The sequence below is a fragment of the Streptomyces sp. NPDC001315 genome (assembly GCF_042896175.1).
GTDB lineage: Bacteria > Actinomycetota > Actinomycetes > Streptomycetales > Streptomycetaceae > Streptomyces.
This window is the reverse complement of sequence record NZ_JBIAWZ010000001.1, coordinates 955,967-968,411: the sequence shown is the minus strand read 5'-3', so window position 1 is coordinate 968,411 and position 12,445 is coordinate 955,967. Positions and strand designations below refer to the sequence as shown.

Below are 12,445 nucleotides of genomic sequence, written 5' to 3'. Positions count from 1 at the left end.
GCCGAGCGCTGAGCAGCGCTCGGATCAGGCGGCCACGAGCCGCTCGTATGCCGCCAGGAGTCCGTCGACCGCCTCGCGGTCGGCGGGGCGCAGCGGTGCGCGGACCGGGCCGGCGGGCAGTCCGAGGGCGCCCAGGAGTCCCTTGGCGGTGACGGTGCCGGGCAGGCCCGACGCCATCATCAGCTCGATGAGGGGCGTGGCCCGCTGCTGGAGGCGGGCCGCCTCCGCCGGGAGGCCGGCCTCGAACGCGTCCAGGACCGACCGGAGTTGGCGCGGGACCACGTTCGCGACCGTGCTGACGTATCCGGCGGCGCCCACCGCGTACAGGGCGAGGTTGTGCTCGTCGCAGCCCGCGTAGTACGCCAGGTCCGTGCGGGACAGTACCTTCTGGGTGCCGAGGAAGTCGTAGGAGCAGTCCTTCACCGCGACGATCCTCGGGTGCTCGGCGAGGCGGATCATCGTGTCGGGTTCGATGCGGGTACCGGTGCGGCCGGGGATGTCGTACAGCACGACCGGTAGCCCGGAGGCGTCCGCGACCTCCCGGAAGTGCGCCTCGACGGCGTCCTGCGGAGGCCTGCTGTAATAGGGGGTGACCACCAACGCCGCGTCGGCGCCCGCCTTTTCGGCCGCCAGGGCGAGTTCCACGGTGTGCCGGGTGTCGGAGGTGCCCACGCCCGCCACGAGGGAGACCCGGTCGCCCACGGTCTCGCGTACGGCCCTGATCAGCGCCGACTTCTCGGCGTCCGTCGTGGTCGGCGACTCACCCGTCGTACCGGACAGGACAAGTCCGTCGCACCCCTCCGCCACCAGCCGGCCGGCGAGCCGCTGCGCACCGTCGAGGTCGAGCGCGCCCGCCTCGGTGAACGGCGTGATCATGGCGCAGAGGGCGCGGCCGAGGGGAGGGTTCGAGGAGCCTGCGTTCGTCATGGGAGTAGTCTCGGCAGCGCGATCGTGAAGCTCCACTTAATTCTTCTACGAGGTATTCATAAGGATTGCTGAGAGGTGGGCGCGTCCTGGGCATCATGGACGGCGCCGTGCGACGAAGACGAACTCGCGGCCGGGGCGGTCGGGTGCGTCCCGCACGTCCTCCACCACGTATCCCTGGGCGGCCAGGTCCGCCTCGACCTCCTCCCGCTCGCGGAAGCGCAGCGTCGAGTCCGAGGTCAGCACCTGCCCGTCCGCCGCGAACACATGGGTCCAGCGGAACGTCACCAGCGGCCCGCTCACCTCGGTCACCTCCACCCAGCTCTCCACCGCACCGACGCCCGCGATCTCCGTCACCGCGTACGAGGCCTCCCGGTTCCACTCCTCCCACGCCCGCCGCGCCGGATCCCGCGTCTCGAAGACCAGACGCCCGCCGGGCCGCAGTACCGCGTGGGCCCCTCGCAGGGACTGCCGCCACGCCTGAGGGTCGGTGATGTGCTGGGCCACGTTCGCCGTCATCGTCGCGAGGTCGACCCGCAGCGGCGGCAGGGTCGTCGCGTCACCGCAGATCCAGCGCACCCGCCCGCCGCCCGGCTTGGCCCGCGCCACGTCCAGGGAGGCCGGGGCGGGATCGATCCCGACGACCTCGATGCCCCGGTCGGCCAGCAGCAGCGCGAACACGCCCGTCCCGCAGCCGATGTCCAGCACGCGCCGCACCCCGAACTCCTCCGCCATGCGGACGTACGCCTCGAGATCACCGCGATCGGGGTCGAGCGGGTCGTAGATCGCGGCGAGCCGTGGATGCCGGTACCCCTCGTCAGTCATGGGGCGACGGTACGCGGGGCCGGTGCGGTGGGTGGAGGCCCTGTGTCCAATTCGGTCACTCATGGGTCACTATGGGCAGGACGGTCATCGACCCCTGGTCATGGGAGGCGTCATGAAGCTCGGCAAGGCACTCGCCACCGGCGTCGCGGAGGAGCGGCCGGAGGTCCGGCCGGACGTCCGGCCGGAGGAAGAGGAACTCGAGCTCTCCGGAGAAGTGCAGGAAGTGCGCGCCGCCGCGCCCGAAGAGGTGCCGGCCGTCCGATGAGGCTGCGGCTTCCGGAGGAACGCCCGACGGAGCCGCCGACCGGATTCAAGATCGCCCACCCGGTGCTGTCCCAGGACGGCACCCGGGCCGGGTTCACCGGTGTGTCGCTCGGCGGCGCGCTGCCGTACGGAGTCGTGGCCGACGCGTCCTGTGTCTACGGCCTGCGGCACCGGGCACCGCACCGCCGCTGCGACTGCGGCTTCCACTGCGTGCACGACCGTACGGCGGCCGAGGCGCTGCTGTGCACGGCCGAGCACCGGGCGGCCGTCCTGCTCGAGGTCTCCGTCCTGGGCTACTACATCCGCTTCGAGCGCGGCTTTCGCTACGCCCGCCAGCGGGTGCGCACGGCGACCCTCGGACCGTGCGCCTGCGGCACGGTCGCGGCCGCACTCGCCGACGCCGGCTGGGGACGGCCCGGCTGGTGTGCCCTGGCGGCCGCGTGCGCGGGCTGCGTACGCGGCCGTACGTCCCTGTCGCTCGCGGCATTCGCCCGGCTGGCCGGCGACGGGCTGCGGGTCGTGGCGAGTGGTGCCGGGCTGCGGAGCGTGGTGGGCGCCGACGGGCTGCGGGCCGGTACCGGTGGCCGGGCACCGGCGGCGGACCTCGCCGCCCCCGACGGCCTCGGCGTGCCCGAACTCGCCGCCGAGGCCGCCCTGTTGCAGGCCCGGCTGGACTGGTTCCAGACCCAGCTGGCGCGGTTGGGCGAGGGTGGGCCTGGTGGGGAGCGGCGGGGGTAGGGGCGCTCCGCCCGGGTACCCGAAGGTTCCGTGACCAAGAGGAGGCGGGACATCGTGACCGGGACCATGGACGTCCGGCCCGTGTGTGGGTCGCGGCGCTCATCGTGACGGGCGCGCTGTTCGCGCTCGCGGGCCTGTCGGCCGCGACCGGTCGTGCCCAGGTGCGTCGAGCCGCCCTGCCCCCCACGGCCGAGGAGACCCTCAGCAGCGTCACGGCCGATGTCGAACAGATCAGGGAAAGGGCCCACCGATGACGACGGGCAGGACAGCGCGAGGCGCGGCCGGGGCCAAGAGGGCCGAACAGCTGCGCCGCCGGATCGAGCGGACGAGGAGTCAACTCGGCGACAGCGTTCATGAGTTGGCGGCGAAGGCGGACGTGAAGGAGCGCGCGATGGCCCGTGCCGCCGACGTCAGGGACCGGGCCGGCGCGATGACCGTCCAGCTGCGCAGCAGCGCCACGCAGGCGGGCCATGGCGCGCAGGGCGCGACCGTACGTGCCGGCCACGGTGTGCAGGACACGGCCGCACGCGCCGCGCACGGCGTGCAGGACACGGCCGCACGCGCCGCGCACGGCGTGCAGGACACGGCCGCACGGGCGGGGCACAGCCTCCATGACACGGCGACGCGGGCGGGGCGCTCGGCGGAACACGTGCTCCCGGGGCCCTTCCGCACCGCCGTCCGTGCCGGGCTGCGCCATCCGCGGCCGGTGCTGATCGTCGGGGCGGCGGGGGCGGCGATCGTCGCGGCCGGGGTGCTGCGGCGACGGCGCGACGGGCGGTAGCGGCTGCCGGTACAGCGGCGGCTCATCTCGGCCCGAGCCGGTTCTCCGGCCCGGGCCGAGCACTGCCAGGCAGCCTCCCGGCAAGTCGTCCGTGGATGGCCCGGCAGCCGTCGATGGCCCGCCCGGCAACCGCCCCGGGCCTGCCCGGCAACCGCCTGAGGGCCGTCCGAGGATCGCCCACCGAACACTTACCCCTTCTGGACGAAAAAAGTTTTCGGTGAGACGCTGGACGCATGCTGGACGTCACCGTAATCGAGGACCCCGAGGCCGCGGCCGTCTCCCTGGACCCCATCAGGGCCGGGCTGCTCGCCGAGCTGGCCGCGGGCCCCGCCTCCGCCGCCATGCTGGCCGGCAAGGTCGGGCTGCCCAGGCAGAAGGTGAACTACCACCTCAAGGCCCTGGAGCGGCACGGCCTGGTGGAGCTGGCCGGCGAGCGACGCAAGGGCAACGTCACCGAGCGGCTGATGCGTGCGACGGCGGCGTCGTACGTCATCTCGCCGCTCGCGCTCGCCGCCGTGCAGCCGGACCCGGACCGCTTCCGCGACCAGCTTTCCGCGCGCTGGCTGCTCGCCCTCGGCGCCCGGCTGGTCCGGGACGTCGGCTCGCTGATCACCGGCGCCGCGAAGGCCCGCAAACGGCTGGCGACGTACGCGCTGGACGGCGAGGTGCGCTTCGCCTCGGCCGCCGACCGGGCAGCGTTCGTCGAGGAGCTCACGGCCGGGGTGAGCGCCCTGATCCGCAAGTACGACGCCCCCGACACCGAGGACGGCCGCGACCACCGGATCGTCGTAGCCCTTCATCCCACGGTCAAACCCCAGCCCCACGCCGCCCCGGAACTCGACCAGAAGTAAACGGAAAGCAGTCAGGAGCCAGCCATGTCCAAGGAATCCGAGCCCAGGGAATTCGAGATCGTCCGTGAGTTTGAGGTCGATGTCCCTCCGGAGGAGGTGTGGGAGGCCATCACCCACGGAACCGGCGGCTGGCTGTGGCCGATGGAGTACGACGGGGAGAGCGGTACCGGCCCCTTCGGGTCCACGCTCACGAACTGGGACCCGCCGCACCGCCTTACCTCACGCAGCGAGGACGTCGGCTTCCCGACCCAGAGCCTCAACCAGCTCGACAACACGATCGAGCCGCGCGACGGCGGCCGGCGTGCCTGGGTGCGGTACGTGCACAGCGGGATCTTCACCGACGACTGGGACAACCAGTACGACGGCGCGAGCAAGCACACCGACTTCTATCTGCACACCCTGCGCGAGTACCTCACCCACTTCGCGGGCCGCCCGGTCGCCTTCGCGACGCTCAACGGGCCCGGGGCGTCCACGGCCGCCGACGCCTTCGCCGCCGTGGGCCGGGCCCTCGGCCTCGCCGAGGACACGGCACAGGGTGAGCGGGTGACGGCCCGCGGGCCGGCCGGGCAGGCGCTCGACGCCGTGGTCGACTACCGCAACCCGTACTTCCTCGGGCTGCGTACCGACGACGCCCTCATCCGTTTCTTCGGACGCAACCACTGGGGTGCGCCGGTCGGCATCTCCGTCCACGACTTCGCGCCGGACGCCGACGCGAAGGTGAACGAGACCGCCTGGCAGGACTGGCTGAACGGGGTGTTCAGCCAGCCCCGGACCTAGGGGCCCCGGTACGGGCTACGGCTTGAACCGCAGCACCTGCGGGTCGTGGTCGCTGATCTGGTCGTTGAACTCCGAGTTGATGTGCACGCTGTCGTACTCGAAGTCGCAGCCCCGCCGGATCGACGGGCTGACCAGGATCTGGTCGAGGACCTGCTGGTTGCCCTGGTAGTCGTAGGTGTAACGCTCGCTCCTGGGCAGCGACTTGATCGCCGACCACAGCTCGCCGTCACCCTCGAGGATCTTCGCGGTGTCGGAGAACTCGAAGTCGTTGATGTCGCCGAGGGCGATGACGTCCGCGTTCTTCTGCGTGTCGAGGATGCTCTTGACGAAGGCGTTGACGGCCGTCGCCTGGAGGTGGCGCTGGATCTCAGAGCTGCGCGCGACCGGCTGGTACTGCGAGGTCAGACCCTGGTCGCCGCCCTTGGAGTTGAAGTGGTTGGCGATCACGAAGACCGTCCTGCCACGGAAGACGAACTCGCCGGCCAGCGGCTTGCGGCTGGACGTCCAGGCCGTGCCGGCCGGGTCGATCCGGCCGGGGGAGGCCGTCAGCTGAGCCTTGCCGTGCACCTTGGCGACGCCGACGGCGGTCGTGGCGTCGCCGCCCGCACGGTCGGTGAAGGAGACCCGCTCCGGGTTGAACAGGAACACCTGGCGGATGTTGCCGCCCGGCTCGCCGCCGTCGGTGTCGTCGGCCGGGTCGATGGAGCGCCACTCGTACCTCGGCCCGCCCGCCGCGACGATCGCGTCGATCAGCTTGGTCACCGTCCGGTCGGCGGCGACCGTGCCGTCGTCCGTCGCGCCGTTGTTGTCCTGGATCTCCTCCAGGGACACGATGTCGGGCGACTGGAGGTTGTTCACGATCGCGGAGGCGTGCTCCGCGAAGGTGGCGTCGGCCGGGTCGAGGTTCTCGACGTTGTACGTCGCCACCGCCAGCTCGCCGCGCGACTGCTTCCGCGTCGTCTCGCGCTCCAGACCGGCGCTCTCCAGGGTGCCGATCTCGCCCGCGACCAGGGTGTAGCCGCCGTACTGGTTGTAGTCCAGCGGGCCGGTGGTGGTGCCGGTGAGGGTGTCGCCGACGTTCGCCACCGGGAAGGCGGCGGTCGAGCCGAGGGACTGGATCTGGAGGCGGCCGGTGTTCTGCGAGTCGTACGAGCCGTAGACGGTGCCGCCGCGGCGGTTGGCGTGCTCGCGCGGCTTCACCGTGACCCACAGCTCGGCGTACGGGTCCGTGGCGGTGACCACGCGGGCGTCGGCGACCTGGACGTTCATGCCTTCCAGGGACTCGTAGTAGTCCAGGGCGTACTTCGCCGGCGCCAGGGGCAGGGCGTTGATCGAACCGCTCGCGGCGCTGTCGCCCGCGGGGGCGTACGCGTCCGGCACGGACTTCGCGTCGACGACCGCGGCGGCCGGGACGGCGTTGCCGCCGGCGACGACGGTGACCGTCGGCTTGGTGATCTCGGTCAGCGACTGGTTGCCGGTCGAGGCGCCGCCCGGGACGTACTCCGAGACCGTGCCGGTGACCATGACGGAGTCACCGACCGCGACCTTCGGGGTGGAGCTGGTGAAGACGAACACGCCCTCGCTGGTGGCCGGGTCGGCGTCCGGGTTCGGATCCTGGATCCAGAAACCTCTGGACGAGCCGTAGGTGCGTACGCCGGTGACGATTCCGGCCACGTCCGTGACCTTCTGGCCGGCGTACGGGGATATCCGGGTGGTGCCCTGGATGTCATGGATGCGCACGGAGTCCGCGTGCGCGGGCGAGGTGAGGACGACGATCGAGGCCGCGGAGCAGACGGCTGCGACGGTGAGCGCGGCAAGGCGCGCGGAGGACTTGCTCGGCAACGGGATCCCTCCGGGGACACAGGTGAGCGCCGGGACGAACGAGCGCGGAACGTGGAGCCATGGGGCCGCGACCTGTGGGCGGTGGCGACGCGCGTAGAAATTCCGGTGAACAGATGTCCGCCGGCTTTCTACGCGCGTCAATCTCCAGCCTGCTCAGGCCACTTGTCAAGGTTTCAGCCAGGTACGGACCCCGACGAGCACATGAACCGGGCGGCATGGGTGGAAATCCGTCTAGGCTGAGTGGTTGAACCGTGATACGTACAGCCGTCAAGGCGCCCTAGGAGAACCAACCGATGTCAGACAGCCCCAGCTCCTCCCTGCCGCCGGTGCGGCTGCACCCCGAAGCGGAGCTGGCGCGGGACGCCCTGTCCACGCCGTTGCTCTCGCGGGCCGCCCGGCTCGCCCGCTGGGCCGGACCCGGCACCCGCGTCGACGCCGGGGGCGGACTCGTCGAGGAGCAACTGCCCGCGGCGGCCGAGACCCTGGGGCTGACCGGCGACGACGCCGCCGCCCTCGCGAGCGAGGCCTGGCGGATCGCCGTGGACGCCGGGCTCGTCGAGGTCGTCGACGAGGAGGCGGGCACCGTGGCGGCGGGCGAGGACCTCGCCCTGCTCGTCGGCGGCGCGCCGCACGACGTGCTCGGGGTGTGGCTGGCCGCGCTCGAGACCGTGCTGGCCGACGCGAGCGTGCCCGACCTCGACGACCTGGTCGCGGCGATGGGCGAGGGCGGCGAGATCGACCTCTCCGAGCTGGACTGGGACCCGGAGGCGGAGGCCGAGTTCCTCGAGGGCGTCCTCGGCAACCTGTACCTGCTGACGGTGAGCGAGGACGGCCCCGGCGACGCCCCGGTACCGCTCCCCGCGCTCGCCGCTTCGATGATCGTGCCCGGCGACATGGGCGAGCCCACCAACGACATGCTGGAGCAGGTGTCCGACGCGATGATGCGGCTGGACGACCAGTTCCGGCTGCTGGAGCCCGTGGGGCTGGTGGAGTACCAGCCGGTCGACGAGGCGCTCATGGCGGACACCGAGGACGCCGCCGAGGAACCCTCGGCAGCGGTCGAGGACACCGACGTCTCCCGCTACGGCATGGTCCGCCTCACGCCCCTGGGCCGGTACGGGCTGCGCGCCAGGCTGCTGGAGGCCGGCTTCGAGGCACCCGCCGTCGGCGACCTGTCGGACAAGGGTGCGGACGCGCTGCTCGACGGGACGGCCGCGTTCCCGCCGGCGGCGGCCCACGCCGAGACCGAGCACTGGCTGGAACACCGCGAACCCCTCGCGGCGGCGCGGGAGTTGCTCGCGGCGGCACGCGGCACCGACGCCGGCGCACCACTGCGGCGACTGCGCTGCCAGCAGGCCCTGTCCCTGGTTGGCGCGGAGGCCGAACCGGCGCTGCGCGAAGTCCTCGACGACGCCGAACTGGGCGGTCTCGCCCGGGTGTGGCTGAGCGAGCGGGGCGCCCCCGACGTGCCCGTGCCGTCGGAGGCCATGGTCTTCTGGCTCACCATCGACACCGTGGCCGCACAGCTGGCGGCCGAAGGCAACTCCGAGGAACTCCAGGCCCTCGTGGAGGGACTCGCCGAGCAGCACAGCGGCTTCTTCGCCGCCGCCTGGCGGGTGGACCACCCGGCCACGGCCGACGTCCTGGAGGCGATGGGCCGCCTCCACCCCGACAAGAAGGTGGCCAAGGAAGCCCGGAAGGCGGCCTTCAAGGCGCGGTCGCAGCAACAGGGCTGAGCGCAACCGCCACAGCACTTCTTTGCTTCCTGTGGGGCGGGCCCGTACGGATTCATGGAACGGAGCCCGCACCGGACGCCCGGTGTTCAACTCCTGTTCAGACGCGGGCGGGACGGTGGCGCCGAACCGAGGTCCGCCACCCTCCACGGCACAGCCACCGTCACAGGAGACACCATGTCGCTCACCCGCAGGGACTTCGCCAGACAATCCGCGATCACCGGTGCCGGGGTCGCGCTGGCGGGCAGCGTCGGCGCTCTCGCCACCGCGCCGAACGCCCTCGCGTCCACGGACACCGACAGCGCCGGGCAGGAGTCGGCCGGCGCACACGGCGGGGTCGGCTACGGACCGCTGATCCCCGACCCCGAAGGCCTCCTCGCCCTGCCCGCCGGGTTCAAGTACCGCGTCATCACCTACAGCGGGAAGACCAAGCTGGAGTCGGGCGAGTTCACCCCGTCCAACCACGACGGCACTTCCACGTTCGACGGCCCCCGCGGCACGACCTTCCTCGTCAACAACCACGAGCTGGCCGGCCCCCGCGCCCAGTGGCCCCACCCGGTGCCGCTCACCGAGGGCCTGGTCTACGACCCGGCCGCGGCCGGCGGCTGCACGGTCGTCGAGATCCGCCCCGGCGGCCACGTCGCCGAATGGGTCGGCATCGCGGGCACCGCCACCAACTGCGCGGGCGGCAACACCCCTTGGGGCACCTGGCTCACCTGCGAGGAGACCGAGGACAAGACCGGCACCAACGGCTTCACCAAGGACCACGGCTACGTCTTCGAGGTCGACCCCGCCGACCGTCGCGCCAACCGCAACCCCAAGCCCATCAAGGCACTCGGCCGCTACGCCCACGAGGCCGTCGTCGTCGACCCCGAGCGCGGCCACCTCTACCTCACCGAGGACGCGGCCAACCCCAACGGCCTCCTGTACCGCTGGACCCCGCCCGAGGACTTCTGCCACGGCCACGGCAAGCTGCGCACCCTCGCCGAGGACGCGGGCGTGCTCCAGGCCTTCAAGTGCTTCGACTCCGGCGGCAAGTTCGTCGACGACCTCTCCCGCGCCACCAAGATCGGTACGGTGTACGGCGTCGACTGGGTCGACGTCCCCGACCGCGACGCGAAGACGGTCTCGGTGCGCAAGCAGTTCGGCACCGGCGAGGTCACCCGCGCCCGCAAGCTCGAAGGCATGTGGTGGGGTGACGGCGGCACGTACATCGTCTCCTCGTTCGCCCGCACCGAGAGCCCCGTCCAGCACGACGGCGCGGTCTGGTTCTACAACCCCAAGCGTCGCACGCTCACCCTGAAGGTCCTGCTCGGCGTCAACCCCGACCCGTCCGTCGACGGTGCCTTCGACGGCCCCGACAACATCACCGTCTCCCCCTACGGTGGTCTCGTCATCGCGGAGGACGGCGAGGGCGTCCAGCACCTGTTCGGCGCCACCGACAGCGGCCGGACGTACCCCATCGCCCGCAACGAGCTGAACATCGGCACCGCGGAGAAGCCCGAGTACAGCGAGTTCACCGGCGTCACCTTCTCGCCCGACGGAAAGACGCTGTTCGCCAACATTCAGACGCCGGGCATCATGCTGGCCATCACGGGGCCCTGGAAGCGCCAGAAGCGCGGGTAATTAATTCGGTCGCTCGTCCCGCGGTACGCCTCCTAGAGTGATTCCTGTCCAGGTGCGAAGGCAGGACCTACTTCCACTCATAATGGGGCGGCCGCGGGTTCGAGTCCCGCCACCGGCACCACAGGCCGGTGTAGCTCAGGGGTTAGAGCACCTACGTCGGTTCCGCCGACCTGAACTCTGGACACCACAACTTCATGCACCTCCCGGTGCGCAGGCAGCGGCTACTTCGATCGTAAAACATCTCAGGCCGCAGCCGACTCTGATCTCGGGAGGCGCAGCTCATGGTGGGTGCCCGGTGCGCAGGCAACGGTTACTTCGGGGATCGGAAGGTGCGGGTTCAAGTCCCGTCATCGACTTCGGGTCGGTGTAGCTCAATCGGCAGAGCATCCGAATAAAGTCCGTCGCCGATACCCCTGATCTCGGGCACCCTCCTTTTGCTGCGCCTCCCTCCGGAAACACGACTGGAAAGTCGTAGAAGAATTCGGGGGAATTCACCATGGCGCGTTTCAACACCCGTACCGCGAAGGCGCAGCCGACCTCGCGGGTGACGTCGACGGGCCGGGTGCTCCGCACCTACGAGGGCGGCCGCGGCCACGAGCGCGACGCGCGTTCCGAGCTCTTCCTGCTGGCGGTGTCCCACTTTGCCGCGGACACCTTCTACGAGCGAGCCAAGGATCGCGACGACCGCTTCGCCGAGCTCGTACGCCGGCTCGCCGTCGAGGACCCGGCCTGGACCGCCGGCCTGCTCGGCTGGCTGCGCGGCGAGGGCAACCTCCGTACCGCCTCCATCGTGGGCGCCGCCGAGTACGTGAAGGCGCGACTGGACGCCGGCGCGACCGACGGCCCGTCGAACCGGCAGGTCGTGGCCTCCGTGCTCCAGCGCCCGGACGAGCCCGGTGAGCTGCTCGCGTACTGGACCTCGGTGTACGGCCGCAACGTCCCGAAGCCGGTCAAGCGCGGCATCGCCGACGCCGTACGGCGCCTGTACAGCGGCAAGTCGCTGCTGAAGTACGACACCGCGTCCAAGGGCTACCGCTTCGGCGACATCCTCAACCTGGTGCACGCGGCGCCGGACCCGGACAAGCCGTGGCAGGGCGAGCTGTTCCAGTACGCCCTCGACCGCCGGCACAACCCGGACACCGCCGTGCCGCCCGTGTCGAACCGCGTCCTGACCACGCACCGCGAGCTGATGGCGCTGCCGGTGGAGGAGCGGCGCGCGGTGGTCACCTCGGCGGGCGGTGCCGAGCGGCTCGCCGCGGCGGGGATGACGTGGGAGGCACTGGCGGGCTGGCTGCAGGGCCCGATGGACAAGGAGGCCTGGGAGGCCGTGATCCCGTCCATGGGCGCGATGGGGCTCGTGCGGAACCTGCGGAACTTCGACCAGGCAGGCGTGTCCGACGAGGTGGCTGCCACGGTCGCCGCCCGGATCAGCGACCCGGCGGAGGTCGCCCGCTCCCGGCAGTTCCCCTTCCGGTACCTCGCCGCGTACCAGCACGCGCCCTCGCTGCGTTGGTCGTATCCGCTGGAGCAGGCGCTCGGCCACTCGCTGGCCAATGTGCCCGCGCTGCCCGGCCGCACGCTGGTGCTCGTGGACCGCTCGGGCTCGATGTTCTACTCGCGGCTGTCCGACCGCTCGGAGCTCAACCGGGCCGACGCGGCGGCGATCTTCGGCACGGCGCTCGCGCTGCGGGCGGCGGACGCGGATCTCGTCCAGTTCGGCACGAGCAGCAACCGCGTGAAGTTCCGCAAGGGCGAGTCGGTGCTGAAGGTCCTGGAGCGCTTCGGCGACCTGGGCGGCACGGACACGGTGGAGGCGGTGCGGCGTCACTACAAGAAGCACGACCGGGTGCTGATCGTCACCGACGAGCAGTACGCGTACAGCCACCACGGCGACCCGACCGAGCAGGTCCCGGCCGACGTCCCGGTCTACACCTGGAACCTGGCCGGGTACCGGGCAGGCCACGGCCCGTCCGGGAAGGGGAACAGGCACACCTTCGGCGGCCTCTCGGACGCGGCTTTCCGGATGGTTCCGCTTCTTGAGGCCGCGCGGGACGCGGACTGGCCCTGGATTGCCTGACCGTCCG

11 protein-coding genes and 1 pseudogene are annotated in these 12,445 nt (G+C 71.6%); 9 read left to right on the top strand and 3 right to left on the bottom strand.

The genetic code is table 11. The annotated features are described in order from the left end of the window. Positions 1-24: 24 nt before the first annotated feature. Positions 25-927 carry a 4-hydroxy-tetrahydrodipicolinate synthase gene (gene dapA, locus ACFY16_RS04245; protein ID WP_390645525.1) on the bottom strand — a complete coding sequence of 301 codons (903 nt, stop codon included), beginning with the start codon at positions 925-927 and terminating at the stop codon, positions 25-27. Between the two features lie 93 nt (positions 928-1,020). Further along, on the bottom strand, positions 1,021-1,749 hold the full coding sequence (locus ACFY16_RS04240) for a class I SAM-dependent methyltransferase (RefSeq protein WP_390645524.1): 729 nt from the start codon (positions 1,747-1,749) through the stop codon (positions 1,021-1,023). A gap of 112 nt (positions 1,750-1,861) precedes the next feature. On the opposite strand from ACFY16_RS04240, the gene ACFY16_RS04235 reads away from it, so the two are divergent. From ACFY16_RS04235 to ACFY16_RS04210, 6 genes and pseudogenes are all read left to right on the top strand, one after another. After that, the gene (locus ACFY16_RS04235; protein ID WP_390645523.1) at positions 1,862-2,014 is read left to right on the top strand and encodes a hypothetical protein; all 153 of its coding nucleotides are present in this window, start codon (positions 1,862-1,864) and stop codon (positions 2,012-2,014) included. Beyond that, positions 2,011-2,751, top strand: a complete 741-nt coding sequence (locus tag ACFY16_RS04230) for a hypothetical protein (RefSeq protein ID WP_390645522.1) — start codon at positions 2,011-2,013, stop codon at positions 2,749-2,751. The genes ACFY16_RS04235 and ACFY16_RS04230 overlap by 4 nt, the downstream gene beginning before the upstream one ends. An 83-nt stretch (positions 2,752-2,834) precedes the next feature. After that, positions 2,835-3,005, top strand: a pseudogene (locus ACFY16_RS04225) (phage holin family protein); the annotation flags it as partial. Then, positions 3,002-3,532: a DUF3618 domain-containing protein gene (locus ACFY16_RS04220; protein WP_390645521.1), complete on the top strand. Its 531-nt coding sequence runs from the start codon at positions 3,002-3,004 to the stop codon at positions 3,530-3,532. The pseudogene ACFY16_RS04225 and the gene ACFY16_RS04220, both read left to right, overlap by 4 nt. A gap of 233 nt (positions 3,533-3,765) precedes the next feature. Then, on the top strand, positions 3,766-4,383 hold the full coding sequence (locus tag ACFY16_RS04215) for an ArsR/SmtB family transcription factor (protein WP_390645520.1): 618 nt from the start codon (positions 3,766-3,768) through the stop codon (positions 4,381-4,383). 24 nt (positions 4,384-4,407) lie between these two features. Continuing rightward, positions 4,408-5,160 (top strand): SRPBCC domain-containing protein, encoded by a 753-nt coding sequence (locus ACFY16_RS04210; protein WP_390645519.1) that lies wholly within the window; start codon positions 4,408-4,410, stop codon positions 5,158-5,160. Positions 5,161-5,175: 15 nt separating this feature from the next. Here ACFY16_RS04210 and ACFY16_RS04205 read toward each other — a convergent pair whose 3' ends face one another. Further along, complete coding sequence (locus ACFY16_RS04205) at positions 5,176-7,002, bottom strand: endonuclease/exonuclease/phosphatase family protein (RefSeq protein ID WP_390645518.1); 1,827 nt, start codon at positions 7,000-7,002, stop codon at positions 5,176-5,178. A gap of 293 nt (positions 7,003-7,295) precedes the next feature. Here ACFY16_RS04205 and ACFY16_RS04200 point away from each other — a divergent pair, with 293 nt between their 5' ends. The 3 genes from ACFY16_RS04200 to ACFY16_RS04190 all read left to right on the top strand — a co-directional run bounded on the left by ACFY16_RS04200 (position 7,296) and on the right by ACFY16_RS04190 (position 12,438). Further along, positions 7,296-8,738, top strand: coding sequence for a hypothetical protein (locus tag ACFY16_RS04200; protein ID WP_390645517.1), 1,443 nt, complete (start codon positions 7,296-7,298; stop codon positions 8,736-8,738). Between the two features lie 174 nt (positions 8,739-8,912). Next, positions 8,913-10,361, top strand: coding sequence for an alkaline phosphatase PhoX (locus ACFY16_RS04195; protein WP_390645516.1), 1,449 nt, complete (start codon positions 8,913-8,915; stop codon positions 10,359-10,361). Between the two features lie 496 nt (positions 10,362-10,857). Continuing rightward, on the top strand, positions 10,858-12,438 hold the full coding sequence (locus ACFY16_RS04190) for a TROVE domain-containing protein (protein WP_390645515.1): 1,581 nt from the start codon (positions 10,858-10,860) through the stop codon (positions 12,436-12,438). Positions 12,439-12,445 lie beyond the last annotated feature (7 nt).

Coding starts and splice junctions, on each gene's coding strand:
- ACFY16_RS04240 (WP_390645524.1), bottom strand. CDS start 1,749: ATGACTGACGAGGGGTACCGGCATCCACGGCTCGCCGCGATCTACGAC.
- ACFY16_RS04220 (WP_390645521.1), top strand. CDS start 3,002: ATGACGACGGGCAGGACAGCGCGAGGCGCGGCCGGGGCCAAGAGGGCC.
- ACFY16_RS04230 (WP_390645522.1), top strand. CDS start 2,011: ATGAGGCTGCGGCTTCCGGAGGAACGCCCGACGGAGCCGCCGACCGGA.
- dapA (WP_390645525.1), bottom strand. CDS start 927: ATGACGAACGCAGGCTCCTCGAACCCTCCCCTCGGCCGCGCCCTCTGC.
- ACFY16_RS04200 (WP_390645517.1), top strand. CDS start 7,296: ATGTCAGACAGCCCCAGCTCCTCCCTGCCGCCGGTGCGGCTGCACCCC.
- ACFY16_RS04195 (WP_390645516.1), top strand. CDS start 8,913: ATGTCGCTCACCCGCAGGGACTTCGCCAGACAATCCGCGATCACCGGT.
- ACFY16_RS04190 (WP_390645515.1), top strand. CDS start 10,858: ATGGCGCGTTTCAACACCCGTACCGCGAAGGCGCAGCCGACCTCGCGG.
- ACFY16_RS04235 (WP_390645523.1), top strand. CDS start 1,862: ATGAAGCTCGGCAAGGCACTCGCCACCGGCGTCGCGGAGGAGCGGCCG.
- ACFY16_RS04215 (WP_390645520.1), top strand. CDS start 3,766: ATGCTGGACGTCACCGTAATCGAGGACCCCGAGGCCGCGGCCGTCTCC.
- ACFY16_RS04210 (WP_390645519.1), top strand. CDS start 4,408: ATGTCCAAGGAATCCGAGCCCAGGGAATTCGAGATCGTCCGTGAGTTT.